This window comes from Nocardioides sp. Z21_20 (genome assembly GCF_059766585.1).
This window is the reverse complement of the sequence record NZ_JCBAJX010000003.1, coordinates 95234-121714: the sequence shown is the minus strand read 5'-3', so window position 1 is coordinate 121714 and position 26481 is coordinate 95234. Positions and strand designations below refer to the sequence as shown.

Sequence of the window (26481 nt, the reverse complement as noted above, 5' to 3'; positions counted from 1 at the left end):
GCCCGGGCACGCGCCGCACGCAGCGAGTGGGAGCAGGTGGCACACAGGTGACGAGGACCGACCGCGGGTCGACCATGCGCGAGGGCTTCGCGGTCCTCGGGGTGGCGATCCGGCGTGAGCCCTGGATCTTCACGCTGTCGACGCTGGGCAGCGTGCTCTTCGGGGCGCTGACGGTCGCCGACGCGTGGGTGCTGGGCTGGGCCACCGACCACGTGGTGCTGCCGGCCTTCCGGGACGGCGAGATCGGCGCCGGGATGCTGTGGGCGGTGCTGGGCCTGTTCCTCGGCGTCGCGATCCTGCGCGCGGTGGGCATCGTGGCGCGCCGGCTCGGCGCCGGCATCATGCAGTACCGGATGCAGGCCCACTACCGGCGTGCCGTCACCCGGCAGTACCTCTCCCTGCCGATGGAGTGGCACCAGCGCCACCCGACCGGTCAGCTGCTCTCCAACGCGAACGCCGACGTGGAGGCGGCCTGGGGGCCGATCGCGCCGCTGCCGATGGCCGTGGGGACGGTGGCGATGATGGTGATCGCGGTCGCCCAGATGCTGGCCGCCGACCTCGTCCTCGCGGGCGTGGGGCTGCTCGTCTTCCCGGCCGTGATCCTCGCCAACCTGGCCTACCAGCGCTACGCGTCGCCGCTGATCACCCGCGCCCAGGCACTGCGCGCGGAGCTCAGCGAGATCGCCCACGAGTCCTTCGACGGCGCGCTGGTCGTCAAGACGCTGGGCCGTGAGGGGGAGGAGACCGAGCGCTTCGGCGCGAAGGCCGCCGAGCTGCGCGACGTGATCATCAAGGCCGGCCGGATCCGGGCGGCCTTCGACCCGGCGCTGGCGGCGCTGCCCAACATCGGCGTCCTGGTCGTGCTGGCCCTCGGGGTGTCCCGGGTGCTCGCCGGCCAGACCGACGCCGGCGCCGTGGTGACCGTGGCCTACCTGCTGACGATCGTGTCCTTCCCGATCCGCTCGATCGGCTGGCTGTTGGGGGAGCTCCCGCGCAGTGTGGTCGGCTTCCGCCGGGTCACCGCGGTGCTCGAGGCCACCGGCGAGATGCAGTACGGCGAGCGCGTCGTGCCGCGCCCGGACGCAGCCACCGGCGCCCGCCTCGACGTCGAGCACCTGGCCTACTCCTACGTCCCCGACGAGCCGCTGCTGCGCGACCTGGACTTCTGCGTCGAGCCCGGCCGCACCGTCGCCATCGTGGGCGCCACCGCGTCCGGCAAGAGCACGATCACCACCCTGCTCACCCGGTTGGTCGACCCCGACCGGGGCCGGATCCTCATCGACGGCGAGGACGTGCGCGAGCTGGCCCACGGCGAGCTGGCCGAGACCGTCGCGGTGGTCGCCCAGACGGCCTTCCTCTTCGACGACACGGTGCGCGGCAACATCGCGCTGGGCGCCGACGTCAGCGACGAGGAGATCTGGGCCGCGTTGCGCGCCGCCCAGGCCGACGGGTTCGTCGCCGCGCTGCCCGGCGGCCTCGACGCCCAGCTCGGCGAGCGGGGCACCTCGCTGTCGGGTGGCCAGCGCCAGCGGATCTCGCTGGCGCGCGCACTGGTGCGTCGTCCCCGGCTGCTGATCCTCGACGACGCCACCTCCGCGGTCGACCCCGAGGTGGAGGCCCGGATCCTCGAGGCGCTGCGCGGCTCGGGCGCCGGCACGACGCTGGTCGTGGTGGCCTACCGCAAGGCGACCATCGCCCTGGCCGACGAGGTGGTCCATCTCGAGGACGGCCGGGTCGCGGACCGGGGCACCCACGCCGAGCTGCTGGCCCGCAGCCCGTCGTACTCCCGGCTGGTCAACGCCTACGAGCACGACCTCGACGGCGAGCCGGGCCCCGGCGGCCCGGGTGCCGAGCTCGCCTCCAGCACCACCACAGGAACCACGACCGGTACCACGACCGGCACCACGATGGGAGAGCAGCGATGAGCGCCAGCACGCAGCCGGTGCGCGCCGCGGGCGTCTCCGGCACCCGGATGGAGACCGGCGAGGACATCTCGATGCTCGCCACCCTGCGCCGCGGCATCCACCACTCCCCGGAGCTCAAGGACGGCATCGTCGCCACGATGCTGCTCGCGCTGCTCTCCACCCTGGGCCAGGTGGTCGTGCCGATCGCGGTGCAGCAGACCCTGGACAAGGGCATCAACGGCCCCGGTGGCCCGGACGTCGGCTTCACCGTCCGGATGGGGCTGCTGGCCGGGCTCGCGGTGGTGGTGACCGGCGTGGCGACCTTCGCGATGACGGCCCGGCTCTACGCCAGCGCCGAGCGGGGCCTGGCCACGCTGCGCACCAAGGCCTTCCGCCACGTCCACGACCTCCCGCTGCTCACCCAGAACACCGAGCGGCGCGGCTCCCTGGTCTCGCGCGTCACCAGCGACGTGGACCAGGTCAGCCAGTTCCTGGTCTTCGGCGGGATCCTCTTCATCGTCAGCGTCGGGCAGGTCCTGGTGGCGACCGTGGTGATGGTCGTCTACAGCTGGCAGCTCGCGCTGGTCGTGTGGATCTGCTTCGCGCCGCTGTTCGCGTCGCTGCGCTTCTTCCAACGCAAGCTCTCCGACGCCTACGGCGTGGTGCGCCGCCAGGTCGCGACGATGCTCTCGGCCATCTCCGAGCCCGTGGTGGGAGCGGCCGTCGTCCGGGCCTACGCGGTGCAGGGGCGCACCCAGGCACGCATCGACCAGGCGATCGAGCGTCACAAGGCGGCCAGCACCAAGGCGCAGGGCTTCACCGCGGTCTCCTTCTCCCTGGGCGGCGTCTCGGCCGGTCTGGCCAACGCCGGAGTGCTCATCGGCGGCATCTGGCTCGGCTTCGCCGGCGACATCACCGCCGGGGAGGTGCTCGCCTTCGCGTTCATCGTGACCCTGTTCGTCGGCCCGGTGCAGATGGGCACCCAGATCCTCACCGACGCCCAGAGCGCCATCGCCGGCTGGCGCCGCGTGATCGGGATCCTGGACACCCCCGCCGACCTGGTCGACCCCGGAGAGCGGGGGCACGTGCTGCCGGCCGGGCCCATCGACGTCTCCTTCGACCAGGTCAGCTTCGCCTACCCCGGCGGCCCGCCGGTGCTGCGCGAGGTGAGCCTGGACATCGCCGCCGGCACCCGGGTGGCGATCGTGGGGGAGACCGGCTCGGGCAAGTCCACCTTCGCCAAGCTGCTCACCCGGCTGATGGACCCCTCCCAGGGCGCCGTCCTGCTCGACGGCATCGACGTGCGCGACATCAGCCAGACGTCGTTGCGCAGCAGCGTGGTGCTGGTGCCGCAGGAGGGCTTCCTCTTCGACGACACGATCACCGCCAACGTGCGCTACGGCAGGCTGGACGCGACCGAGGCCGAGATCCTCGCCTCGGCAGGCGAGCTCGGCCTCGCCGACTGGGTGGCCGCGCTGCCGCGCGGACTGGAGACCCGGGTGGGCCAGCGCGGGGAGTCACTGTCGGCCGGCGAGCGCCAGCTCGTGGCGCTCCTGCGCGCCCACCTGGCCGACCCCGACCTGCTGGTGCTCGACGAGGCGACCAGCGCGGTCGACCCGGCGCTGGAGATGCGCATCGGGCGGGCGCTCGAGCGGTTGATGGGCGGGCGGACCTCGGTCACCATCGCGCACCGCCTGTCCACGGCCGAGAAGGCGGACGAGGTGATCGTGGTCGACCAGGGGCGAGTGGTCCAGCGCGGTCCGCACCGCGAGCTGGTCGGCCAGGAGGGGGTCTACGCGGGGCTGCACTCGTCCTGGGTCGCGCAGCAGGGGAGAATGGAGGCGTGATGAGCACTCTGGATCCCACGATCGCCGCCCGTCTCAAGCTCACCGCCGAGGGTCTCCTGCCGGCCGTGGTCCAGCAGCACGACACCGGCGAGGTGCTGATGCTGGGCTGGATGGACGAGGACGCCCTGGCCCGCACGCTGACCACCGGCCGGGCCACCTACTGGAGCCGCAGCCGCCGCGAGTACTGGGTCAAGGGCGAGACCTCCGGGCACCGCCAATGGGTCAAGGAGGTGCGCCTGGACTGCGACGGCGACACCCTGCTGGTCAAGGTGGACCAGGAGGGCGCCGCGTGCCACACCGGCGACCGCACCTGCTTCGACGCCATCCTGCTCGAGCAGGACGCCCCGTTCGCCGGCGAACCCGCCTGATGGGCGGCTCGCCGTCCCCGCGTCGCACCTTCGGTCCGGTCGTGCTGCTCGGGCTCGCCGCCGGCACCCTGGCCGCGGTGGCCTCCACCAAGACCTGGGCCGAGGTGAGCGAGAGCCAGGGCGCCGCGATGATCGGCGCCGGCCTGGACCAGGGAGGCGGGCAGATGCCGCTGGCCTCCGCGCTGAGCCTGGTCGTGCTGGCGGCCTGGGGGGTGCTGCTCGTCACCCGGCGCCGGGTGAGGCGGCTGGTGGCGGTGATCGGCCTGCTGGCGAGCCTCGGGACGCTGGCGACCGTCGTGGCCGGCTGGTGGCAGGTCCCCGACTCGCTGGAGCGCCGCTACGCCGACGTGGGCGTCACCCAGATCGACGTCTCCTTCACCGGCTGGTACCCGGCCGCGCTGATCGGGGCGCTGCTGTGCGTGCTGACCACCGGGCTCGCCCTGCGCTGGCTGGGGCGCTGGCCCGAGATGGGCAGTCGCTACGACGCCCCCGGCGCGTCCTCGGGTCCCCGGACCCAGGTCCCGCCGCAGGAGCGCAGCAGCCTCGACCTGTGGAAGTCGCTGGACGAGGGGCGCGACCCGACCGACTGAGCCGGGCCCTAGACTGTGCCCCGACGCATTCGCCTGACCCGAACGAGGAGCACTCAGCAGATGGCTGACAACCACGGCAACACCCCCGCGGCCTGGACCGGCGTGACGGTGGCATTCCTGGGATTCCTCGTCGGCAGCATCGCCTGCCTGTTCGACCCGGTCAACATCCCGCTGCTGTGGGTGGGCATCGGGCTGGGGCTCGCCTCGCTGCTCGTCTTCGCCGTGATGGTGAAGATGGGGCTGCACGACTCCGGACACTGAGTCCGCGATGGCCGCGGCGCAGGCGCGACCCGGGCCGGGAGGCCTCCTCGGGTCCGGGCAGCCGCTGCCGCCACGCTCGCGCCGGATGCTGGCGCCGCTCGCGAGCGGCGCAGCCGTCGGCGCTCTCACCTACGCCCTGCACCTGCGTGACCCCAACCGGCAGGGAAGCTGGGGGATCTGCCCCTTCTCCTGGGGCACCGGCCTCGACTGCCCCGGCTGCGGTGCCCTGCGCGCCGTCCACGCGCTGACCGACCTCGACCTGGCCGCCGCGGCCTCGAGCAACCTGGTCCTGGTCGTGACCGCGCCGCTGCTGGTGGCCCTCTGGATCGGATGGGCACGCCAGCAGTGGCGCGGAGACGCCGAGCCGATGGTGAGCTCACGGACCCGGCTGCGCATCGGCACGGTCGTCATCGCCGCGCTGCTGGCCTTCGCGGTGCTGCGCAACCTGCCCGGCCTGGAGTGGCTCGCCTCCTGAGGGTCAGGAGGTGGTGACCTCACCCTCGAACATCGCGTTGCCGGTCGCGAAGAGCACGATCCCCGCCAGGATGCCGAGCACCGTCAGGATGATCGCGATCAGGCCGCAGATCTTGCCGGCCCGGGCCATCCCGGCTCCGCCGATCGTCCCGCCGGACGCCTCGATCTCCCGGAGCGCCTTGTTGCCGATGATGTACGCCGCGATGCCCACGGGCCCGCAGCAGACCAGCCCCACGATCCCCAGGATCAAGGACAGCATCGCCCTCGGGTGGTCGCCCTGCGGCTGGCCGGCTCCGTAAGGCTGCTGACCGTAGCCGGACGGAGGCGGCGGTGCGTTGTAGCTCATGTGTTCCCCTGTCGCTCGATGGATGTTTGCGCGAGACCCTATCCACGCGGGCCGCGGCAGACGCACCGGGCGCCCGCAACCGCGCGAAGCCGGCCGTGCCCACCCCCGGACGCAGCGCCGTGCCGGCTGGGCCGCCGTGAGAGGCTGTGGGCGTCCCCGCACACCGTCCCGGAGGTTCTATGTCTGTGCTCGCCGACATCGTTGCCGGCGCGAGGCTCGACCTCGCCCGCCGCGAGGCGGAGGTGAGCCTGGCCGACCTGCGCGCGGCTCTGGCAGACGTCGACGCCCCCCGTGACCCGATGCCGGGCTTCCGGGCGTCTGGCTCGAGCGTCATCGCGGAGGTGAAGCGCGCCAGCCCGAGCAAGGGCGCCCTGGCCGACATCCCGGATCCGGCCCTGCTCGCGGCGGCCTACGCCCGCGGGGGTGCCGCCGCGATCAGCGTGCTCACCGAGGAGCGCCGCTTCGGTGGCAGCCTGGCCGACCTGCGCGCCGTCCGCGCCGCCGTCGACGTGCCGCTGCTGCGCAAGGACTTCATCGTCACCGGCTACCAGCTGGTGGAGGCGCGTGCTGCCGGCGCCGACCTGGCGCTGCTGATCGTGGCCGCCCTCGACGACGACGAGCTGCGCCGCCTGTACGACGAGGCGCGCGAGCTGGGGCTGACGCCGCTGATCGAGGTCCACGACGAGGCCGAGACGGAACGGGCGGTGAGCCTGGGCGCCGAGCTGATCGGGGTCAACGCACGCAACCTCAAGACGCTGGCCATCGACCCGGACGTCTTCGGCCGGCTGGCGCCGCTCATCCCCGACGACCGGGTCAAGGTCGCGGAGTCGGGCATCTTCGGCCCCGACGACGTCGCCCGCTTCGTCGGCCAGGGGGCCCGCGCGGTACTCGTGGGCGAGGCCCTCGTCCGCGACGGCGACCCCGAGAGCGCGGTCCGGGCCATGTCGGGGATCGTCGCGCAGCACGCACAGTCAGGAGCACAGCAGAGATGACCGTGGACCACGGGGCCGACGAGCGCGGCTTCTTCGGCGACTTCGGTGGCCGGTTCATGCCGGAGGCGCTGGTCGCGGCGCTCGACGAGCTCACCGTGGCCTGGGAGGAGGCGATGGCCGACCCCGGGTTCGTGGGGGACTTCGAGACGATCCTGCGCGAGTACGCCGGCATCCCCAGCCCGCTGTACGAGGCGACCCGGCTCTCCGAGCGGGTCGGCTGCCGGATCCTGCTCAAGCGCGAGGACCTCAACCACACCGGCGCCCACAAGATCCGCAACGTGATGGGCCAGGCGCTGCTCACCAAGCGGATGGGCAAGACCCGCGTGATCGCCGAGACCGGCGCCGGCCAGCACGGCGTCGCCAGCGCCACGGCCGCCGCCTACTTCGGCCTCGACTGCACCGTCTACATGGGCGCGGTCGACACCCGGCGGCAGGCGCTGAACGTTGCGCGCATGCACCTGCTGGGCGCGAAGGTGGTGCCGGTCGAGTCCGGCAGCGCGACGCTCAAGGACGCGATCAACGAGGCGCTGCGCGACTGGGTCGCCAGCGTCGACCACACCGCCTACCTGTTCGGCACCGCCGCCGGCCCGCACCCGTTCCCGAGCATGGTGCGCGACTTCACCCGCGGCATCGGCGACGAGGCCCGCCAGCAGTGCCTGGAGCGCTACGGCCGGCTGCCGGACGCGGCCGCGGCGTGCGTCGGCGGCGGCTCCAACGCGATCGGCATGTTCGCGGCGTTCCTCGACGACGCCGACGTCGCGCTCTACGGCTTCGAGGCGGGCGGTGAGGGCGTCCACACCGGACGCCACGCGGCCACCATCGGCGCCGGGGACAGCGGCGTCCTGCACGGGGCACGCACCTACGTCCTGCAGGACGAGGACGGGCAGACCGTGGAGTCGCACTCGATCTCCGCCGGCCTGGACTACCCCGGCGTCGGCCCCCAGCACGCGCACCTCGCGGCGACCGGCCGGGCGACGTACCTGCCGGTGACCGACGCCGAGGCGATGGACGCGCTGGCGCTGCTGAGCCGCACCGAGGGGATCATCCCGGCCGTCGAGTCCGCCCACGCGATCGCCGGTGCGCTGCACGTCGCCGAGCGGCTGGCGCAGGAGAAGGGGCCCGAGGCGCAGATGCTGATCTGCCTGTCCGGGCGTGGCGACAAGGACATGGAGACCGCGATCGAGTGGTTCGGTCTCGGCGACCCCGACCGCGTCACCGCGGCGCCGGCCGGCGACCCCGACACCGACCCACGGTCACAGAGCAGCGAGACGGAGGTGGCACGGTGAGCGTCAAGCGTGCCTTCGACGCGACCCGCGCGCAGGGCCGCGCGGCCCTGGTCGGCTACCTGCCGGCCGGGTTCCCCGACGTGACGGGGTCGATCGAGGCCCTCAAGGCCATGGTCGACGCGGGCGTCGACGTGGTCGAGGTGGGTCTGCCCTACAGCGACCCGGTGATGGACGGACCCACGATCCAGGCGGCCGCCCAGCAGGCGCTGGAGGGCGGGGTCCGCACCAGCGACGTGCTGCGCACCGTCGAGGCGGTGGCCGCCACCGGCGTCCCGACCGTGGTGATGACCTACTGGAACCCGGTGGAGCGCTACGGCGTCGAGCGCTTCGCCGCCGACCTCGCCGCGGCCGGGGGAGCGGGCCTGATCACGCCCGACCTCACCCCCGACAGCGGCGCGGAGTGGATCGCGGCGGCCGACGCGCACGGGCTCGACAAGATCTTCCTGGTCGCGCCGTCCTCCACGCCGGAGCGGATCGCGATGACCACGGCCGCGTGCCGGGGCTTCGTCTACGCCACCGCGGTGATGGGCGTGACCGGCGCCCGCGCCACCACCAGCGACCTGGCCGGGCCGCTGGTCGCGCGCACCCGCGCGGTCACCGACCTGCCCATCGGCGTGGGCCTCGGCGTCTCCAACGGCGACCAGGCCGCCGAGGTTGCCGGCTACGCCGACGGCGTCATCGTGGGCTCGGCGTTCGTGCGCACGCTGCTGGACCACCCGCACGACCGAACGGCCGGGCTGAAGGCGCTCACCGCGCTCACCGAGGACCTCGCCGCGGGGGTGCGCCGTGGCTGAGCGTCGCCGCGGACGGGCGCTGGCCACCGGCGTGCTGGCCGCGGCCCTCGGTCTGGGCCTCGCCGGCTGCGCGGTCGGCACGCCCGACGACCGGGCCGCCACGGTGGCCGGCGGGCAGGACGACGACGGGATGCACGGCACCGTGCTGGACGACCCCTACGTGGTGCCCCCCGCCGCGCTGCGCGACACCGAGGGCGCGTCGTACTCCCTGGTCGAGGACACCGAGAAGCCGCTCACGCTGGTGTTCTTCGGCTACACCAGCTGCCCCGACATCTGCCAGATGGTGATGGCGTCGATCTCCTCGGGACTGACCCGGCTCGACGACGCCCAGCGCGAGCAGGTCGACGTGGTCTTCGTGACCACCGACCCGGCCCGCGACGACGCGCAGGTGCTGCGGCGCTACCTCGACAACTTCGGCGACGACATCGTCGGGCTGACCGGCGAGCTGGACACCATCCTCGAGGTGGCCAAGGGGCTGCACGTGGCCGTCGAGCAGGGGGAGGAGCTGCCCTCGGGCGGCTACGACATCACCCACGGCACCCAGGTCTTCGCGGTGACCGAGCAGGACGTCGCACCGGTGTTCTGGAACCAGGACACCACCTCGGCGCAGTTCGCCGAGGACATCGCCCAGTTGCTCGCGAGCTGAGGAGCCCCTCGTGTCCCTGCCGGTGACCCTGTGGTCCATCCCCAGCCCGTCGGAGTCGATCTGGTACCTCGGCCCGCTGCCGCTGCGCGGCTACGCGCTGGCCATCATCGTGGGGATCGTGGCCGCGGTGTGGATCGGCGAGCGCCGCTGGGTGGCCCGGGGCGGTACGGCGGGCGAGATCGTCGACCTCGCCGTGTGGGCCGTGCCGTTCGGGCTGGTCGGCGGCCGGCTCTACCACGTGCTCACCGACTGGAGGCTCTACTTCGGGGAGGGCGAGAACCCGGTCACCGCGCTGTACATCTGGCAGGGCGGCCTCGGCATCTGGGGCGCCATCTCGCTCGGTGCCCTGGGAGTGGTGATCGGGGCCCGGGCCAAGGGCATCCGGCTGCTGCCGGTGCTCGACGCGATGGCGCCCGGCGTCCTGGTGGCCCAGGCCATCGGGCGGTGGGGCAACTGGTTCAACCAGGAGCTCTACGGCCGACCCACCGACCTGCCCTGGGGGGTGGAGATCGACGCGGCGCACCGCCCGGTGGAGTACCTCGACCAGGCCACCTACCACCCCACGTTCCTCTACGAGTTCGGGTGGAACCTGGCGGCCTTCGCCGTGGTGATCTGGCTTGACCGGCGCCTGCGGCTGGGTCACGGCCGGGTGGTGGCGCTCTATGTGATGGCCTACACGCTGGGTCGGGGCTGGATCGAGATGCTGCGCATCGACGACGTGCAGCTCGCGGACGTGTTCGGGCTGCGGCTCAACGTGTGGACCTCGATCGTGCTGTTCCTGCTCGCCGCCGGCTACTTCTGGTGGGCCACCCGGCACCGCCCGGGCCGCGAGGAGAGCGTCTACACCGACGCGCGGCTGGCCGAGACCGCCACGGAGCGTGCTGAGTAGGCTCGTCCCATGGGCCTCGGAGGTCCGCCCTCGGCGGACACCGGCAGCGAGCACCCCGACGTCACCGGCGGGTGGCTGCGACCTGCCGTGTTCGGGATGATGGACGGCCTGGTCTCCAACTGCGCGCTGATCACCGGCGTGGCCGGCGGCACCGCCGACTCCGAGGGCTCCGGCGCGGTGGTGCTGGCGGGCCTGGCGGGCCTGGCCGCCGGTGCCTTCTCGATGGCCGCGGGCGAGTACGCCTCGGTGGCCAGCCAGTCCGAGGCCGCCGAGCGCGAGGTGCGCGAGGAGCGCGAGGAGATCCTGGACAACCCGGAGGCGGAGATCGCCGAGCTGGCGAAGACCTACGAAGACCGCGGGGTGAGCCCGGAGCTCGCCACCGAGGTCGCCCGCCAGATCCACCGCAACGTGGACGCCGCCGTCTCGGCGCACGCCCACGAGGAGCTCGGTGTGGACCCCGACGACCTGGCCTCGCCCACGCTCGCGGCCGTCTCGTCGTTCTGCGCGTTCTCGGTGGGGGCGCTGGTGCCGCTCGTGCCGTTCCTGCTCGGCCGCGGCGCCCTGGCGGCCTCGGTGGTGCTGACCCTGCTGGCGCTCTTCGTGTGCGGCGCCGTGGTCACCCGGGTGACCAGCCGGGCGTGGTGGTTCGGCGGGCTGCGCCAGGTCGCCCTGGGCGGCGCCGCCTTCGCCGCGACGTACGTCGTGGGGGCCGGGGTCGGCACCCAGGTGTAGGCGCGCGAGCGGTCCGCGGTGTGGGATCTGCGACACCCGCGGGGGGTCCGCCGGGTGATAGCCTGAGGAGTCTGCTTGGGCCAATGTCGTCCCCTGTCTGATCCCACCTGCACAGCCATCCCGTCTCCGGCCCGGACCCGCTCGCGCGCCCGGGCGGCGAGACGCAGAAGACGACGGGAGAATGCTCTCCATGCACGCATTCCCGGCGCCCCAGGGCCTCTACGACCCCCGCCACGAGCACGACTCCTGTGGTGTGGCCTTCGTCGCGACCCTGACCGGCGTAGCCAGTCACGACATCGTCGCCAAGGCCCTCACGGCCCTGCGCAACCTCGACCACCGCGGCGCTGCCGGCGCCGAGCAGAACTCCGGGGACGGGGCGGGGATCCTGCTCCAGGTCCCCGACGCGTTCCTGCGAGAGGTGGTCGACTTCGAGCTTCCCACCCCGCAGGCCTACGCCGTCGGTACGGCGTTCCTGCCGGGTGACGAGGACAGCGTCGCCAAGACGAAGACACGCATCGAGGAGATCGCGGCCGAGGAGGGCCTGGCCGTGCTCGGCTGGCGCGAGGTCCCGATCGACGCCTCCAACGTCGGCGCGCTCGCGCGCGGCGTGATGCCGTCGTTCAGCCAGATCTTCGTCGCCGGCGCCGGCGGCCGGGTCACCGGGATGGCGCTGGAGCGCCTCGCCTTCTGCCTGCGCAAGCGGGCCGAGCGGGAGACCGACGTGTACTTCCCGTCGCTGTCCTCGCGCACCATCGCCTACAAGGGCATGCTCACCACCGAGCAGCTCGACGAGTTCTTCCCCGACCTGCTCGACGAGCGGGTGGCCTCCGCGCTCGCCGTCGTGCACTCGCGGTTCTCGACGAACACCTTCCCGAGCTGGCCGCTGGCCCACCCGTTCCGGTTCATCGCCCACAACGGCGAGATCAACACCGTGATGGGCAACCGCAACTGGATGCGGGCCCGCGAGGCGCTGCTGGCCTCCGACATCATCCCCGGCGACCTCGAGCGGCTCTACCCGATCTGCACCCCGGGCGCCTCGGACTCCGCCTCGTTCGACGAGGTCCTCGAGCTGCTCCACCTCGGTGGCCGCTCCCTGCCGCACTCGGTGCTGATGATGATCCCCGAGGCGTGGGAGAACCACACCGAGATGGACGAGCGGCGCCGGGCGTTCTACCAGTTCCACTCCGCGGTGATGGAGCCCTGGGACGGTCCCGCGTGCGTCGTGTTCACCGACGGCTCCCAGATCGGCGCGGTGCTCGACCGCAACGGCCTGCGGCCCTCGCGCTACTGGGTCACCGACGACGGGCTGGTCGTGCTGGCCTCCGAGGTCGGCGTGCTCGACCTCGACCCGGCCACCATCGTCCGCAAGGGACGCCTGCAGCCGGGGCGGATGTTCCTCATCGACACCGACGAGCACCGCATCATCGAGGACGAGGAGATCAAGTCCGAGCTCGCCTCGGAGCACCCCTACGACGAGTGGCTGCACGCCGGGCTGATCCACCTCGACGACGTGCCCCAGCGTGAGCACATCGTGCACACCCACGCCTCGGTGACGCGGCGCCAGCAGGTCTTCGGCTACACCTCCGAGGAGCTGCGGATCCTGCTCACCCCGATGGCCAACACCGGCGGCGAGCCGCTCGGCTCGATGGGCACCGACACGCCCATCGCGGCGCTCTCGGACAAGCCCCGGCTGATCTTCGACTACTTCAGCCAGCTGTTCGCCCAGGTCACCAACCCCCCGCTGGACGCCATCCGCGAGGAGCTCGTCACCTCACTGAACGGCTCCATCGGCCCGGAGTCCAACCTGCTCAAGCCGACGCCGGCCTCGTGTCGTCAGGTCGTGCTGCCGTTCCCGGTGATCGACAACGACGACCTGGCCAAGATCCGCCACATCAACCGTGACGGTGACATGCCGGGCTTCATCACCCACGTCTCGCGCGGCCTCTACGAGGTCGAGGGCGGGGGAGCGGCCCTGGCCCGCCGCATCGACGAGATCTGCCAGGAGGTCTCCGAGGCGATCGCCGGGGGCGCGCGGGTGATCGTCCTCTCGGACCGGCACTCCACCGCCGAGCTGGCCCCGATCCCGTCCCTGCTGCTGACCGGGGCGGTGCACCACCACCTGGTGCGGGAGAAGACCCGCACCCAGGTCGGGCTCCTGGTCGAGGCCGGGGACGTCCGCGAGGTCCACCACGTCGCCCTGCTGGTCGGCTACGGCGCGGCGGCGGTGAACCCCTACCTGGCGATGGAGTCCGTCGAGGACCTCGCCCGCGAGGGCCACTACGTCAAGACCGAGCCCGAGCAGGCGGTGCGCAACCTGGTCAAGGCGCTCGGCAAGGGCGTGCTCAAGGTGATGTCCAAGATGGGCGTCTCCACCGTGGCCTCCTACACCGGTGCCCAGATCTTCGAGGCCGTCGGGCTCTCGCAGACGGTCGTCGACAAGTACTTCACCGGCACCACCTCCAAGCTCGGCGGCATCGACCTCGACACGATCGCCGAGGAGGTCGCCCGGCGCCACGCCGCGGCGTACCCCCGCGGCGGCCTGGTCCCGGCCCAGCGCGAGCTGGCCACCGGCGGCGAGTACCAGTGGCGTCGCGACGGTGAGCCGCACCTGTTCGACCCCGAGACGGTCTTCCGCCTCCAGCACGCCACGCGCAACGGCCGCTACGACGTGTTCAAGCAGTACACCGCCCGCGTCGACGAGCAGTCCGAGCGGCTGATGACGCTGCGCGGGCTCTTCGAGCTCAAGGACGCCGAGGCGCTGGGCAGGACGCCGCTGCCGATCGAGGAGGTCGAGCCGGTCTCCGAGATCGTCAAGCGCTTCTCCACCGGGGCGATGTCCTACGGCTCCATCAGCATGGAGGCTCACGAGACGCTCGCGATCGCGATGAACCGGCTGGGCGGCAAGTCCAACACCGGTGAGGGCGGCGAGGACGCCGAGCGGCTCTACGACCCCGAGCGGCGCAGCTCGATCAAGCAGGTCGCCTCCGGGCGCTTCGGGGTGACCGCGGAGTACCTGACCAACTCCGACGACATCCAGATCAAGATGGCGCAGGGCGCCAAGCCCGGCGAAGGCGGCCAGCTGCCCGGCCACAAGGTCTACCCCTGGGTGGCCAAGACCCGGCACTCCACGCCGGGCGTGGGCCTGATCTCGCCGCCGCCGCACCACGACATCTACTCGATCGAGGACCTGGCGCAGCTGATCCACGACCTGAAGAACGCCAACCCGGCGGCCCGCATCCACGTGAAGCTGGTCTCCGAGGTCGGCGTCGGCACCGTCGCGGCGGGCGTCTCCAAGGCGCACGCCGACGTGGTGCTGATCTCGGGCCACGACGGCGGCACCGGCGCGTCCCCGCTGACGTCGCTCAAGCACGCCGGCGGACCCTGGGAGCTCGGCCTCGCCGAGGCCCAGCAGACGCTGCTGCTCAACGGCCTGCGCGACCGGATCGTGGTCCAGGCCGACGGCCAGCTGAAGACCGGGCGCGACGTGGTCATCGCCGCGCTGCTGGGGGCCGAGGAGTTCGGCTTCGCCACCGCCCCGCTGGTGGTCTCCGGCTGCGTCATGATGCGCGTGTGCCACCTCGACACCTGCCCGGTGGGCGTGGCGACCCAGAACCCGGTGCTGCGCGAGCGGTTCACCGGCCGCCCGGAGTTCGTCGTCAACTTCTTCGAGTACGTCGCCGAGGAGGTGCGCGAGCTGCTCGCCCAGCTCGGCTTCCGCACGCTCGAGGAGGCCGTCGGCCACGCCGAGGCGCTCGACACCCGCCGGGCGGTGAGCCACTGGAAGGCCGAGGGCCTCGACCTGACGCCGATCCTGCACGTGCCCGAGCTCCCCGAGGGCACGGCGCTGCACAACACGACCGAGCAGTACCACGCCCTCGACAAGGCGCTCGACAACGAGCTGGTGCGCCTCTGCGCCCCGGCGCTCGAGAGCGGCGAGCCGGTGCGTGCCCAGCTGGCGATCCGCAACGTCAACCGCACGGTCGGCACGATCCTGGGCCACGAGGTCACCAAGCGCTACCGCGCGGCCGGTCTCCCCGACGGCACCATCGACCTCACCTTCACCGGGTCGGCCGGGCAGTCGTTCGGCGCCTTCGTCCCGCCGGGCATCACCCTGCGCCTCGAGGGCGACGCCAACGACTACGTCGGCAAGGGCCTCTCGGGTGGGCGGATCGTGGTGCGGCCCGACCGCACCGCGACGTTCGCGCCGCACGAGCAGATCATCGCCGGCAACACCATCGCCTACGGCGCCACGTCGGGGGAGATCTACCTGCGCGGCGGGGTGGGCGAGCGGTTCTGCGTGCGCAACTCCGGCGTCCACGCGGTGACCGAGGGCGTCGGCGACCACGCCTGCGAGTACATGACCGGCGGCCGGGTGGTGGTGCTGGGCAAGACCGGGCGCAACTTCGGCGCCGGCATGTCCGGCGGCGTGGCCTGGGTGCTGGACCTCAAGCGCCACCGGGTCAACACCGAGCTGGTCGAGATGGGGCCGGTCGAGGGGGAGGCGGCGCTCGAGCTCGAGCAGATGGTCCGCCGCCACCTCGAGGAGACCGGCTCGAGTGTCGCCGAGGAGCTGCTGGCGGACTGGGAGACGTCGCTGCAGCGCTTCACCGAGATCATGCCCACCGACTACCGCCGGGTGCTCGAGGCCAAGGCCGCCGCAGAGGCGGCCGGGCTGAGCGAGAGCGACACCGCGGCCGCGATGATGGAGGCTCTCCATGGCTGACCCGAAGGGTTTCTTGAAGCACGGCCGCGAGAGCGCCGAGCGACGCCCCGTCGAGGAGCGCGTGCACGACTGGAACGAGGTCTACCCCGGTGGGGCGGGACGGGCGCTGCTGCCGATCATCAACACCCAGGCGAGCCGCTGCATGGACTGCGGCATCCCGTTCTGCCACCAGGGCTGCCCGCTGGGCAACCTGATCCCGGAGTGGAACGACCTGGTCTGGCGCGACGACTGGAAGGGCGCCATCGACCGGCTGCACGCCACGAACAACTTCCCGGAGTTCACCGGGCGGTTGTGCCCGGCCCCGTGCGAGACGGCCTGCGTGCTGGGCATCAACCAGGACCCGGTGACGATCAAGAACGTCGAGGTCGCCATCGCCGACAAGGCGTGGGAGTCCGGCTTCGTCACGCCTCAGCCCCCGGAGTGGCTCTCGGGGCGCACCGTCGCCGTCGTGGGCTCCGGGCCGGCCGGCCTGGCCGCCGCCCAGCAGCTCACCCGGGCCGGTCACACGGTCGCGGTCTACGAGCGCGCCGACCGGATCGGCGGACTGCTGCGCTACGGCATCCCCGAGTTCAAGATGGAGAAGCAGCACGTCGACCGGCGCGTGGAGCAGATGCGCCGCGAGGGCACCGTCTTCCGCGCCGGCGTGGCGGTGGGCGAGCAGATCACCGGCGAGGAGCTGCGCGGACGCTACGACGCGGTCGTGCTGGCGGTCGGGTCCACGGTGCCGCGCGACCTGTCCGTCCCGGGCCGGGAGCTGGCCGGGATCCACCAGGCGATGGAGTTCCTGCCGCAGGCCAACCGGGTGGCGCTCGGCGACGAGGTCGAGGGCCAGATCACCGCGACCGGCAAGCACGTGGTGATCATCGGCGGCGGCGACACCGGCGCCGACTGCCTGGGCACCTCCACCCGACAGGGTGCGGCGAGCGTGACCCAGCTGGAGATCATGCCGCAGCCCGACCAGGCGCGCCCGGCCGGCCAGCCGTGGCCGACGTACCCGATGGTCTTCCGGGTCTCCTCGGCCCACGAGGAGGGCGGAGAGCGCGTCTACGCGGTCTCCACCCAGGAGTTCCTCGGCGACGAGGACGGCAACGTCCGGGCCCTGCGCCTGGTCGACGTCCGGTTCGAGGGCGGCAAGCTGGTCGAGCTCGAGGGCACCGAGCGGGAGATCCCGGCCGACCTGGTGCTCTTCGCGATGGGCTTCACCGGACCCGAGCAGGGCGGGCTCCTCGACCAGCTCGGCGTCGAGCTCGACGCCCGCGGCAACGTCCAGCGCGACGGGAGCTACATGTCGTCGGTGGACGGCGTGTTCGTGGCCGGTGACGCCGGCCGCGGTCAGTCGCTGATCGTCTGGGCGATCGCGGAGGGGCGCGCCGCCGCCGCCGCGGTCGACGAGTTCCTGACCGGAACCACGGCCCTGCCGGTTCCGATCCCGCCCACGGAGCGTCCGCTCGTCGTCTGATCGGGCCCGCTCCACACGGCGCAACCACCCTCTCGATCGAGAGGGTGGTTGCGTCTTTTCTGCTCCGGGACACGATCCGGTGACATTCGTTGGAACGATCCAGAAGAAGCGCGTGCATGTGGCGGCGGCCAGTAAGGTCGAGGGTGTGAGGAAAGCGAAGATCGTCTGCACACTCGGCCCTGCCACCGCCAGCCCCGAGCGGATCCGTGAGCTCGTCCATGCGGGGATGGACGTCGCCCGCCTGAACATGAGTCACGGCTCCCGCGAGGACCACGCCACGTCGTACCGGCTGGTCCGGGAGGCCTCCGACCTCGAGGGACACGGCGTCGGCATCCTCGCCGACCTGCAGGGTCCCAAGATCCGGCTGGAGACCTTCGGCGACGGCCCGGTCCGGCTGGAGGCCGGCCAGCCCTGGACCATCACCACCCGCGACGTCTCCGGCGACGCCGAGATCTGCGGCACGACGTACAAGGGGCTCCCCGGTGACGTGAAGCCCGGCGACCCGATCCTGATCGACGACGGGCGGGTCCGGCTGCGGGTCACCGAGGTCCAGGGCAGCGAGGTCCGCACCGAGGTCGTCGTGGGCGGCAAGGTCTCCAACAACAAGGGCATCAACCTGCCCGGCGTGGCCGTCTCCGTCCCGGCCCTCTCGGAGAAGGACGTCGCGGACCTGCGCTTCGCCCTCCAGCTCGGTGTCGACTTCGTGGCGCTGAGCTTCGTGCGCTCCGCGGCGGACGCCGCCGACGTACGGCAGATCATGGACGAGGAGGGCATCCACCTCCCGATCATCGCCAAGATCGAGAAGCCGCAGGCGATCGAGAACCTCGACGAGATCATCAAGGCCTTCGACGGCTTCATGGTCGCCCGCGGGGACCTCGGCGTGGAGTGCCCGCTCGAGGACGTGCCGTTCCTGCAGAAGCGGGTCGTCGAGAAGGCCCGCCGCAACGCCAAGCCGGTCATCGTGGCCACCCAGATGCTCGAATCGATGATCTCCTCGCCCTCGCCGACGCGGGCCGAGGCCTCCGACGTGGCCAACGCCGTGCTGGACGGGGCCGACGCGGTGATGCTCTCCGGCGAGACCAGCGTGGGGGAGTACCCCATCCAGACCGTCGAGACGATGGCCCGGATCATCAACTCCACCGAGACGCAGCGACTCAAGAGCATCTCGCACATCGAGTGGAACCCCCGCACGCCCGGCGGCGTGATCGCCAAGGCCGCCGAGGAGGTCGCCGAGCGGGTCGGCGCCAAGTACGTCGTGGCGTTCACCCAGAGCGGCGACTCCGCGCGCCGGATGTCGCGGCTGCGGGGCTCGATCCCGATCCTGGCCTTCACCCCCGAGGACGCCACCCGCTCGCAGCTCTCGCTGAGCTGGGGGGTCGAGACCTTCCGTACCGAGCCGGTCATCCACACCGACGAGATGGTCTACCAGGTCGACGAGGCGCTGCTGCGCATCGGGCGCGTCGAGGAGGGCGACCTGGTGGTGATCGTCGCCGGCGCGCCCCCCGGCATCCCGGGCACCACCAACGCGCTGCGCATCCACAAGATGGGCGCCGCGACCTTCGAGTTCGCCCGCAGGACGCACACCTCCTGAGCGGCGGCCTGCGGCGCTGCCGCGCGAGGGTGCCCCGGGTGGGATTCGAACCCACACTGAATGGTGTTTGAGACCATCGCCTCTGCCGTTGGGCTACCGGGGCCGGCGCCCCAAGGTACCGGATCGTGACTCCCGCTCTCACCGGGCCCGCCCGCTGCGGCTAGCCTGTCTCCCGTGAGTCAGCCCGCCGCCACCCGCAGCCGTCGCGTCGTGATCGCCGAGGACGAGGCGCTGATCCGGATGGACCTCGCCGAGATGCTCGCCGAGGAGGGCTACGACGTCGTCGGTCAGGCCGGCGACGGCGCCCGCGCGGTCGAGCTCGCCGAGCAGCTCCGCCCCGACCTGGTCATCCTCGACGTCAAGATGCCCGTCCTCGACGGGATCACCGCGGCCGAGCGGATCGCCGCCCAGCGGATCGCCCCGGTGGTGATCCTGACCGCCTTCTCCCAGCGCGACCTGGTGGAGCGGGCCCGCGACGCCGGCGCGATGGCGTACCTGGTCAAGCCCTTCTCCCGCAACGACCTGGTGCCGGCGATCGAGATGGCGGTGAGCCGGTTCACCGAGGTGCAGCTGCTGGAGAAGGAGGTCCTCGACCTCGCCGAGCGGCTCGAGACCCGCAAGTCGGTGGACCGCGCCAAGGGAGTGCTGCAGCAGCAGCTGGGGCTCTCCGAGCCGGACTCGTTCCGGTGGATCCAGAAGACCGCGATGGACCTGCGCCTGTCGATGCGCCAGGTCGCCGACGGCGTGGTCACCCACGGTCCCGGCATCGCCACCGCCGCGCCGGCGGAGCCGACCGAGCCGACCGGCTGAGCAGCGCTGGGGGAGCGGGTCGCGCCCGCGCCGTGCGACGCAGATCACGAATCGGCAACGAGAACACACATTTTCGCGCTGTCCTAGGGCCCTCGACCCCCTGGAGGGGCTAGGTTCACCTGCATCGAAAGTCGATGCCCCGGCGGTCCCGGCTGCCGGCAGGTGCAACATATCTCCACGGAGGCCCCATGATCCGCCAGAACCGTGCCATGCGCACCGCAGCGGCCCTGGCCGCAGCCGCGCTCTTCCTCAGCGCCTGCGGCGGCGAGGACAGCGACGACGAGACCCAGGGGTCCGACGACGCCTCGTCCGAGGCCGCCGCGCCCCAGGGCGACGGGTCGCTGACCATCGGCTCCCTGCTGCCCCAGACCGGCGACCTCGCCTACCTCGGCCCGCCGGAGTTCGCCGGCGTCGACCTCGCGGTCAAGGAGATCAACGCCGCGGGCGGCGTGATCGGCAAGCCGATCCAGAGCTTCAAGGCCGACTCGGGCGACGGCACCCCCGACATCGCCGGCGCCTCGGTCGACAGCCTGCTCGGCAAGAACGTCGACGTGATCATCGGCGCGGCCGCCTCGGGCGTCTCGCTCAGCGTCATCGACAAGATCACCGGCGCCGGCGTCGTGCAGTTCTCGCCGGCCAACACCTCGCCGGCCTTCGACGACTACGACGACAACGGGCTCTACTTCCGCACCGCGCCCTCGGACCGGCTCCAGGGCCAGGTCCTCGGCAACCTCGCGGTCGAGGACGGCTTCACCAACGTGGCCGTCGTGGCCCGTCAGGACTCCTACGGCGAGGGCCTCGCCCAGCAGGTCGTGGACACCCTCGAGGACAAGGGCGCCGACGTCGCGGAGCACATCCTCTACGCCGCCGACGCCCAGAACTTCACCGCCGAGGTCAACAAGGTGGCCGCCGCGAAGCCGGACGCGATCGTCCTGATCGGCTTCAACGAGACCACCAAGATCGTTCCCCAGCTGGTCTCCAAGGGCGTCGGCCCGCAGGACGTGCAGCTGTACTTCGTGGACGGCAACATGGCCGACTACTCCTCGGAGAACTTCGACCTGACCGGCGTCAAGGGCACCTTCCCCGCCCCGGCCGAGGTGGACGAGAGCTTCAACAAGAAGCTGCTGTCGATCAACCCGAAGCTGAAGGACTTCACCTACGGTCCGCAGTCCTACGACGCCGTCATGCTGACCGCGCTCGCGGCGACCGCGGCTGAGAGCGACAACGGGGAGGCCATCGCCAAGGAGCTGGTCAACGTCTCCAAGGGTGGCACCAAGTGCACCACCTACGAGGAGTGCACCACGCTGATCGAGCAGGGCGAGGACATCGACTACGACGGCGTCTCGGGTCCGTGCGACCTGAACGACAACGGCAGCCCGAGCACCGCCACGATCGGCATCCAGCTCTACGACAAGGACAACAAGTACAAGCAGGTCGACGCGGTCTCCGGAACGCTGGAGTGACCTGCACCGCCTGAACCACGAAGGGCCCGGCTTCCTCTCGGAAGCCGGGCCCTTCTGTGTGCCGCCTGGATGCCTTCTGTGTGCCGTCTGGGGGCCGGCGCGGAGCGGATCAGGCCTTGGCCAGGGTCCCGAGGTAGAGCTCGATCACCTTGGGGTCGTTGCCCAGCTCCTTGCCGGTGCCGGTGTAGGCGTTGCGGCCCTGGTCGAGCACGTAGCCGCGGTCGCAGATCTGCAGGCAGCGCCGGGCGTTCTGCTCGACCATCACCACCGAGACGCCGGCCCGGTTGATCCGCCGGGTCTGGACGAACACCTCGTCCTGCATCACCGGCGACAGGCCCGCGGAGGGCTCGTCGAGCAGGAGCACCGAGGGCTCCATCATCAGCGCCCGGCCCATCGCCACCATCTGGCGTTCCCCGCCGGAGAGGCTGCCCGCGCGCTGCGCGCGCCGGTCGACGAGCGCGGGGAACAGGTCGCCGACGAACTCGAAGCGCTTGCGGAACGTCGAGGGGCGCTGGTAGACGCCCATCTCGAGGTTCTCCTGGATGGTCAGCGACGGGAAGACGTTGTTGGTCTGGGGAACGAAGCCGATCCCCTTGCTGACCAGGGCGTCGGCCCGCAGGTTGGTGATGTCCTCGCCCTTGAGCTTGACCGTCCCGGTGCCCACCTTGACGAGTCCGAAGAGCGCCTTGAGCAGCGTGGACTTGCCGGCCCCGTTGGGCCCGATGATGCCCACCAGCTCGTTCTCGCGGCAGTAGAGGTCGGCGCCGTTGAGGATGTTCACCCCGGGGAGGTAGCCGGCGATGAGGTTGTCCGCGCGCAGCACGGCTCCCTCGGCCGCGGCCAGGTGCACGCGGCGTACCTCGTCGAAGTCGCCGGCGGCGTCGCTCGGGCGGGACCCGGCGGGCGGTGGCGCGGAGGAGGGCTTGGCGAACGGGTCAGTCATGGGGCGTCTCCCTGCTCTGCTGGGCCTGGTCGAGCTCGGTCTCCGCGGCGGCGAGGATGCGCTCCTCCTCCTCGAAGTCCAGGACGGTGTCGTGGTGGGCGCCGAGGTAGGCGTCGATCACGCGGGGGTCGCTCATCACCGAGTCGGGTGGGCCCTCGGCGATGATCCTGCCCTGGGCCATCACGATCACCCAGTCGGAGATGTCGCGGACCATGTCCATGTCGTGCTCCACGAAGAGGACCGTGCGGCCCTCGTCGCGCAGCGCCTTCACGTGACCCAGCAGCGACTGCTTGAGGGCCGGGTTCACCCCGGCCATCGGCTCGTCGAGCATCACCAGCTCGGGGTCCGCCATCAGGGCGCGGGCCATCTCCAGCAGCTTGCGCTGGCCACCGGAGAGCGAGCCGGCGAAGTCCTCGCGCTTCTTGATCAGCAGGAACCGCTCGAGCAGGGCGTCGGCCCGCTTCGTGTTGGCCTCCTCCTGGGAGCGCCAGAGCGGGGCGAACATCGCCTTGAACAGGTTCTCCCCGGACTGACCGGTGGCGCCGACGCGCATGTTCTCGATCACCGTGAGCTTGGAGAGCACCTTGGTCAGCTGGAAGGTGCGCACCATCCCCAGCCGGGCCACCCGGTAGGCCGGCACCTTCGCCAGACTCTTGCCGTTGAAGGCCCACTCGCCCGAGTCCGGCCGGTCGAAGCCGGTCAGCAGGTTGAAGAACGTGGTCTTCCCGGCGCCGTTCGGGCCGATCAGGGCGGTGATCGCGCCGCGCTGGATCTCGACGTGGTCGACGTCCACCGCGGTCAGGCCACCGAAGGTGCGGACCACGTGCGAGGCCGTGAGGATCGGGTCCGGCTTGGTCGCGCCCGGCTCGTGCTCGACCCCGACGAACATCTCGCGCGGCGTCAGCCTGCCGCCCGGGGGCACCGGGGCCCCGGCGTCCTTGGTCATGTCAGCGGCCATCGATCGCCAGCTCCCTTCGGTCCCCGAAGATCCCCTGGGGCCTGTAGATCATCAGCAGCATCAGTGCCAGGCCCATGAAGATGAAGCGCATCAGGCTGGCCTGGTTCTCGGTCATGATCCAGTCCGGGATCAGGTCGTTGCGGGTGGCCTGCTCGAAGAACACGTCGAGGAAGGTGAGCAGGAACCAGAAGATGATCGATCCGACCACCGGTCCCAGGACCCGCGCCGCCCCGCCGAGCAGGAGCACGGTGTAGGCGAAGAACGTGATGTCGGTGGCGAAGAACGACGGGTTGATCGCCGCGCTGCGCAGGGCGGTGATGAAGCCGGCGAGAGCTCCGAAGAGTCCGCCGATCACCAGGGCCTGCATCTTGTACGCGTAGACGTTCTTGCCGAGGCTGCGTACGGCGTCCTCGTCCTCGCGCACCGACTTCAGCACGCGTCCCCAGGGACTGCGCATCAGCAGCCACACCACCAGGCAGGACAGGGCGACCAGGGTCCATCCGACCAGCATCACCCACGCGTCGTTGGCGCGCCAGGTGACCAGGCCGGGGATGCCGACCTCGTCGCTGAAGGGGTTCAGCGAGCGGAACGCCTGACTGAAGCCGGTCAGGCCGTCCTGGCCCCCGAAGTACTCCATCAGCGTCACCGAGCCGACCGTCTGGCGGATCATCTCCGCGGCGGCGATGGTGACGATGGCCAGGTAGTCGGCGCGCAGGCGCAGGGTGGGGATGCCGAGCAGGAGAGCCAGCAGGACCGTGAGCAGCAGGCCCACCACGATGCCGAGCCAGAACGGCAGGCCCCAGGTGGACACGATGGAGGCCATCGCATAGCCGCCGACGGCCATGAAGCCGGCCTGGCCGAAGTTGAGCAGTCCGGTGTAGCCGAAGTGCACGTTGAGGCCGATGGCGGCCAGGCAGTAGATGATCGCCGAGGGCCCCAGGCCCTGCTGGAGCGACCGGCTGATCAGGTCGAGTACGTCCACGGTGTGCTCCTAGCCGATTCGCTGTGCCCGGCCGAGGAGGCCTTGGGGACGGAACATCAAGACGACGATCAGGACGGCCATCGCCCCGACGAACTTCAGCTCGGCGGGGATGAACAGCGTCGAGACCTCGATGAAGATGCCGATGATGAACGCGCCGAGCATGGCTCCCCAGATGGTGCCCAGGCCGCCCAGCACGGTGGCCGCGAAGACCAGCAGCAGGATCTTGAAGCCGAGCTGGTAGTCGAAGCCCTGGGTCAGCCCGAGCAGGGCGCCGGACAGCGCGGCCAGCGCCGCTCCGCCCGTCCAGACCACGGCGATCACGCGCTGCACGTTGATCCCCGAGGAGGCCGACAGCGCCGGGTTGTCGGCGACCGCCCGGGTCGCCTTGCCGGTGCGGGTGTACTGCAGCAGCAGCGAGACCGCGACGAGCACGAGGAGTCCGACGACCATCACGATCGCGTCCTTGGGCGTGAGCAGGATCGGACCGATCTCCCACGGCTGGACTGCGGAGAACTGCGAGTAGTTGTGGTTCTGGCCGCCTGCGAAGTACTGGAAGACGTTGCGCAGGAAGATCGACAGGCCGATGCTCACGATCATCATCGCGATCACGCCGGTGCCGCGCATCCGCAGCGGCTTCCACAGCGCCTTGTCGTTGAGCAGGCCGAAGAGGCCGCCGACCACGAACGCGGTGATCACCGCGACGACCACCGTCACGTCGGTGCCGAACACCCGGATCGCGCCGGGCAGCTGGTCCACGGCGTAGGCGACCAGCGCCCCGAACGTGATCAGCTCGCCGTGGGCGAAGTTCGTCAGGCCGGTGGTGCCGAAGATCATCGAGAGGCCGAGTGCGGCCATCGCCAGCAGTACCGAGAAGACGATTCCGCCGACGGCCAGCTGCAGGCCCTGGGTGAGCGTGCCCGCGTTCTCGGGCAGCGCGTCGCCCACCGGGAAGGCCACGTACACGTCCGAGTCGAGCTGGATCTGCTGCTCGAGCTCGACCTGGTCGGGGTCGCGCAGGTCCGAGCCCTCGGGGAGGGTGTCGGTGTCGATCTTGATGACGTAGGTCTGGCCCAGGTTGGTGATCGCCGTGCCGGGCAGGGCCACGTCGAAGATGCCGGACTCGTCGGTCGTGGTCTCACCCACCACGGTGCCCTCGCTGTCCTCGACGGTGATCGAGACGTCGGGGACCGGGCTCGCCGGCTGGTCGCGGGTGTCGGTGAGGCAGCCCTTGATGTGGATCGTGTCGTCGTCGCGCGGCGGGGGCTGGACGCAGGTCTTCGTGTCCTCGGCCTGGGCTGCGCCTGCCCCGGGCCCGAGGATCGCCAGCAGGGCGATCGCCAGTGCGCCGAGCACGGCCACCCACGGAGCGCGCGGCGCGGCCGTGAGGAGAGGTGAGCGGGGGTGCATGGGCCTCCTGTCGCAAGGACAGACTCGAACGTGGTGCGGTGACTCCGACGACTGCGTCGCTGGACCGACCGACTCACCGCACGGCCGGGTGGCCGGGGTTTGGGGGAACACAGTAGGGCCGCAGGGCCCGTCGTGGGGGTCCGCGCGGCAACAATGGGATTACAGATGTGCTCGCACTCCGCGCGCGACGCGCCGCGGCGTCAGCGCGCCAGCACCACCAGCTGGGTGAGCGCCGGTGCCAGCAGCAGCGCCGGCAGCAGGTCGGCGACCGGGATCTCGCGGATCCGCAGCAGGCGCAGCGCGACCCCCACCAGCAGCAGGCCGCCGACCGCGGAGATCGCGGCCAGGTGCGCGTCGGGGAGCACCTCGCCGATGCCGACGCCGGCGAGGGTGAGACCACCCTGGACGACGACGATCGTGACGACGCTGGCGCCCACCCCCCAGCCGAACGACGCCGCGAAGGCGAGGGCCGCGAAGCCGTCCAGGGCGGACTTGAGGAAGAGCTGGTCGGCGCCGTTGCCCAGCCCGTCGTTCAGCGAGCCCAGGATCGTCAACGGTCCGGTGCAGAAGAGCAGCGAGGCGGCCACGAACCCCTCGACGAAGCGCTGGCGCTCACCCGAGTCGCTGCTCGCCCGCAGCCGCCGCTGCAGCCAGCTGCCGAGCTGCTCGACACGCTGCTCCAGGCGCATCGCCGACCCCCAGATGCCGCCGGCGAGCAGTGCGGCGAGCACGATCAGCAGGGGAGCGTTGTCGCCGACCGCCGAGCTGAGGGCCCCGTCGAGCACGGCGAGGGCGGTGGTGGCGGCGATGAGCAGCGTGACCAGGCCGAGGCCGTCGGTGACCACGTCGCGGGTGCGGGCCGGCAGCCGGTTGCCGAGCAGGACCCCGAGCAGGGTCCCGAGCGCGACGGCGAGCACGTTGACCACGGTGCCGATTCCGACGAACACGGGACTCCTCTGTCAGCGAAGGTGGCCTGAGCGTAGTGTGATCGCCCGGACTGCACTCGGGGGAGGTTG

At 71.6% G+C, this 26481-nt stretch carries 23 protein-coding genes and 1 tRNA gene; 17 read left to right on the top strand and 7 right to left on the bottom strand.

The genetic code is table 11. From position 1 onward, the window contains the following. Window positions 1–47: 47 nt before the first annotated feature. The 6 genes from AC6EH9_RS07055 to AC6EH9_RS07030 are packed head-to-tail and all read left to right on the top strand — an operon-like array spanning window position 48 to window position 5445. Window positions 48–1925 carry an ABC transporter ATP-binding protein gene (locus AC6EH9_RS07055; RefSeq protein WP_498421797.1) on the top strand — a complete coding sequence of 626 codons (1878 nt, stop codon included), beginning with the start codon at window positions 48–50 and terminating at the stop codon, window positions 1923–1925. Continuing rightward, the gene (locus AC6EH9_RS07050) at window positions 1922–3751 is read left to right on the top strand and encodes an ABC transporter ATP-binding protein (protein ID WP_498421796.1); all 1830 of its coding nucleotides are present in this window, start codon (window positions 1922–1924) and stop codon (window positions 3749–3751) included. The genes AC6EH9_RS07055 and AC6EH9_RS07050 overlap by 4 nt, the downstream gene beginning before the upstream one ends. Next, window positions 3751–4119 (top strand): phosphoribosyl-AMP cyclohydrolase, encoded by a 369-nt coding sequence (gene hisI / locus AC6EH9_RS07045; RefSeq protein WP_498421795.1) that lies wholly within the window; start codon window positions 3751–3753, stop codon window positions 4117–4119. The genes AC6EH9_RS07050 and hisI overlap by 1 nt, the downstream gene beginning before the upstream one ends. Further along, on the top strand, window positions 4119–4709 hold the full coding sequence (locus tag AC6EH9_RS07040; protein WP_498421794.1) for a Trp biosynthesis-associated membrane protein: 591 nt from the start codon (window positions 4119–4121) through the stop codon (window positions 4707–4709). Before hisI ends, AC6EH9_RS07040 begins: the two co-directional genes overlap by 1 nt. A gap of 60 nt (window positions 4710–4769) precedes the next feature. Next, window positions 4770–4970: an HGxxPAAW family protein gene (locus tag AC6EH9_RS07035; RefSeq protein ID WP_498421793.1), complete on the top strand. Its 201-nt coding sequence runs from the start codon at window positions 4770–4772 to the stop codon at window positions 4968–4970. Between the two features lie 7 nt (window positions 4971–4977). Further along, the gene (locus AC6EH9_RS07030; RefSeq protein ID WP_498421792.1) at window positions 4978–5445 is read left to right on the top strand and encodes a DUF2752 domain-containing protein; all 468 of its coding nucleotides are present in this window, start codon (window positions 4978–4980) and stop codon (window positions 5443–5445) included. Window positions 5446–5448: 3 nt separating this feature from the next. Here the strand turns inward: AC6EH9_RS07030 and AC6EH9_RS07025 are convergent, their stop codons facing one another. After that, window positions 5449–5790 carry a DUF4190 domain-containing protein gene (locus tag AC6EH9_RS07025; RefSeq protein WP_498421791.1) on the bottom strand — a complete coding sequence of 114 codons (342 nt, stop codon included), beginning with the start codon at window positions 5788–5790 and terminating at the stop codon, window positions 5449–5451. 179 nt (window positions 5791–5969) lie between these two features. Between AC6EH9_RS07025 and trpC the strand changes: the two genes are divergently transcribed. From trpC to pyk, 9 genes are all read left to right on the top strand, one after another. Further along, window positions 5970–6782, top strand: coding sequence for an indole-3-glycerol phosphate synthase TrpC (gene trpC, locus AC6EH9_RS07020; RefSeq protein WP_498421790.1), 813 nt, complete (start codon window positions 5970–5972; stop codon window positions 6780–6782). Continuing rightward, window positions 6779–8068, top strand: coding sequence for a tryptophan synthase subunit beta (gene trpB, locus AC6EH9_RS07015; protein ID WP_498421789.1), 1290 nt, complete (start codon window positions 6779–6781; stop codon window positions 8066–8068). Before trpC ends, trpB begins: the two co-directional genes overlap by 4 nt. Continuing rightward, the gene (gene trpA, locus AC6EH9_RS07010) at window positions 8065–8862 is read left to right on the top strand and encodes a tryptophan synthase subunit alpha (protein WP_498421788.1); all 798 of its coding nucleotides are present in this window, start codon (window positions 8065–8067) and stop codon (window positions 8860–8862) included. The genes trpB and trpA overlap by 4 nt, the downstream gene beginning before the upstream one ends. Continuing rightward, the gene (locus AC6EH9_RS07005) at window positions 8855–9508 is read left to right on the top strand and encodes an SCO family protein (RefSeq protein WP_498421787.1); all 654 of its coding nucleotides are present in this window, start codon (window positions 8855–8857) and stop codon (window positions 9506–9508) included. The genes trpA and AC6EH9_RS07005 overlap by 8 nt, the downstream gene beginning before the upstream one ends. Before the next feature lie 10 nt (window positions 9509–9518). Beyond that, entirely contained in the window at window positions 9519–10397 is an 879-nt protein-coding gene (gene lgt / locus AC6EH9_RS07000; RefSeq protein WP_498421786.1) for a prolipoprotein diacylglyceryl transferase, read from the top strand. Between the two features lie 9 nt (window positions 10398–10406). Next, on the top strand, window positions 10407–11129 hold the full coding sequence (locus tag AC6EH9_RS06995; RefSeq protein ID WP_498421785.1) for a VIT1/CCC1 transporter family protein: 723 nt from the start codon (window positions 10407–10409) through the stop codon (window positions 11127–11129). Between the two features lie 190 nt (window positions 11130–11319). Further along, window positions 11320–15852, top strand: coding sequence for a glutamate synthase large subunit (gltB, locus tag AC6EH9_RS06990; protein WP_498421784.1), 4533 nt, complete (start codon window positions 11320–11322; stop codon window positions 15850–15852). Next, window positions 15845–17311, top strand: a complete 1467-nt coding sequence (locus AC6EH9_RS06985) for a glutamate synthase subunit beta (protein WP_498421783.1) — start codon at window positions 15845–15847, stop codon at window positions 17309–17311. Before gltB ends, AC6EH9_RS06985 begins: the two co-directional genes overlap by 8 nt. Before the next feature lie 145 nt (window positions 17312–17456). Then, complete coding sequence (gene pyk / locus AC6EH9_RS06980) at window positions 17457–18902, top strand: pyruvate kinase (RefSeq protein ID WP_498421782.1); 1446 nt, start codon at window positions 17457–17459, stop codon at window positions 18900–18902. A gap of 30 nt (window positions 18903–18932) precedes the next feature. Here pyk and AC6EH9_RS06975 read toward each other — a convergent pair. Continuing rightward, window positions 18933–19005, bottom strand: a tRNA-Leu gene (locus AC6EH9_RS06975). 71 nt (window positions 19006–19076) lie between these two features. On the opposite strand from AC6EH9_RS06975, the gene AC6EH9_RS06970 reads away from it, so the two are divergent. Both AC6EH9_RS06970 and AC6EH9_RS06965 read left to right on the top strand, forming a co-directional pair. Further along, window positions 19077–19712 (top strand): ANTAR domain-containing response regulator, encoded by a 636-nt coding sequence (locus tag AC6EH9_RS06970; protein ID WP_498421781.1) that lies wholly within the window; start codon window positions 19077–19079, stop codon window positions 19710–19712. 188 nt (window positions 19713–19900) lie between these two features. Next, window positions 19901–21175, top strand: a complete 1275-nt coding sequence (locus tag AC6EH9_RS06965; protein WP_498421780.1) for an ABC transporter substrate-binding protein — start codon at window positions 19901–19903, stop codon at window positions 21173–21175. A 109-nt stretch (window positions 21176–21284) separates the two neighbouring features. Here AC6EH9_RS06965 and AC6EH9_RS06960 read toward each other — a convergent pair whose 3' ends face one another. From AC6EH9_RS06960 to AC6EH9_RS06940, 5 genes are all read right to left on the bottom strand, one after another. Next, window positions 21285–22118: an ABC transporter ATP-binding protein gene (locus tag AC6EH9_RS06960; RefSeq protein ID WP_498421779.1), complete on the bottom strand. Its 834-nt coding sequence runs from the start codon at window positions 22116–22118 to the stop codon at window positions 21285–21287. Next, window positions 22111–23076 carry an ABC transporter ATP-binding protein gene (locus AC6EH9_RS06955; protein WP_498421778.1) on the bottom strand — a complete coding sequence of 322 codons (966 nt, stop codon included), beginning with the start codon at window positions 23074–23076 and terminating at the stop codon, window positions 22111–22113. The genes AC6EH9_RS06960 and AC6EH9_RS06955 overlap by 8 nt, the downstream gene beginning before the upstream one ends. Further along, window positions 23066–24058, bottom strand: coding sequence for a branched-chain amino acid ABC transporter permease (locus AC6EH9_RS06950; protein ID WP_498421777.1), 993 nt, complete (start codon window positions 24056–24058; stop codon window positions 23066–23068). Before AC6EH9_RS06950 ends, AC6EH9_RS06955 begins: the two co-directional genes overlap by 11 nt. A 9-nt stretch (window positions 24059–24067) precedes the next feature. After that, window positions 24068–25465: a branched-chain amino acid ABC transporter permease gene (locus AC6EH9_RS06945; RefSeq protein WP_498421776.1), complete on the bottom strand. Its 1398-nt coding sequence runs from the start codon at window positions 25463–25465 to the stop codon at window positions 24068–24070. A 200-nt stretch (window positions 25466–25665) separates the two neighbouring features. Further along, complete coding sequence (locus tag AC6EH9_RS06940) at window positions 25666–26412, bottom strand: DUF554 domain-containing protein (protein ID WP_498421775.1); 747 nt, start codon at window positions 26410–26412, stop codon at window positions 25666–25668. Window positions 26413–26481 lie beyond the last annotated feature (69 nt).

Coding starts and splice junctions, on each gene's coding strand:
- gltB (WP_498421784.1), top strand. CDS start 11,320: ATGCACGCATTCCCGGCGCCCCAGGGCCTCTACGACCCCCGCCACGAG.
- trpB (WP_498421789.1), top strand. CDS start 6,779: ATGACCGTGGACCACGGGGCCGACGAGCGCGGCTTCTTCGGCGACTTC.
- AC6EH9_RS06965 (WP_498421780.1), top strand. CDS start 19,901: ATGATCCGCCAGAACCGTGCCATGCGCACCGCAGCGGCCCTGGCCGCA.
- AC6EH9_RS06945 (WP_498421776.1), bottom strand. CDS start 25,465: ATGCACCCCCGCTCACCTCTCCTCACGGCCGCGCCGCGCGCTCCGTGG.
- AC6EH9_RS06985 (WP_498421783.1), top strand. CDS start 15,845: ATGGCTGACCCGAAGGGTTTCTTGAAGCACGGCCGCGAGAGCGCCGAG.
- AC6EH9_RS06995 (WP_498421785.1), top strand. CDS start 10,407: ATGGGCCTCGGAGGTCCGCCCTCGGCGGACACCGGCAGCGAGCACCCC.
- AC6EH9_RS07035 (WP_498421793.1), top strand. CDS start 4,770: ATGGCTGACAACCACGGCAACACCCCCGCGGCCTGGACCGGCGTGACG.
- AC6EH9_RS07050 (WP_498421796.1), top strand. CDS start 1,922: ATGAGCGCCAGCACGCAGCCGGTGCGCGCCGCGGGCGTCTCCGGCACC.
- AC6EH9_RS06955 (WP_498421778.1), bottom strand. CDS start 23,076: ATGGCCGCTGACATGACCAAGGACGCCGGGGCCCCGGTGCCCCCGGGC.
- AC6EH9_RS07030 (WP_498421792.1), top strand. CDS start 4,978: ATGGCCGCGGCGCAGGCGCGACCCGGGCCGGGAGGCCTCCTCGGGTCC.
- hisI (WP_498421795.1), top strand. CDS start 3,751: ATGAGCACTCTGGATCCCACGATCGCCGCCCGTCTCAAGCTCACCGCC.
- AC6EH9_RS07040 (WP_498421794.1), top strand. CDS start 4,119: ATGGGCGGCTCGCCGTCCCCGCGTCGCACCTTCGGTCCGGTCGTGCTG.
- trpC (WP_498421790.1), top strand. CDS start 5,970: ATGTCTGTGCTCGCCGACATCGTTGCCGGCGCGAGGCTCGACCTCGCC.
- AC6EH9_RS06960 (WP_498421779.1), bottom strand. CDS start 22,118: ATGACTGACCCGTTCGCCAAGCCCTCCTCCGCGCCACCGCCCGCCGGG.
- AC6EH9_RS07025 (WP_498421791.1), bottom strand. CDS start 5,790: ATGAGCTACAACGCACCGCCGCCTCCGTCCGGCTACGGTCAGCAGCCT.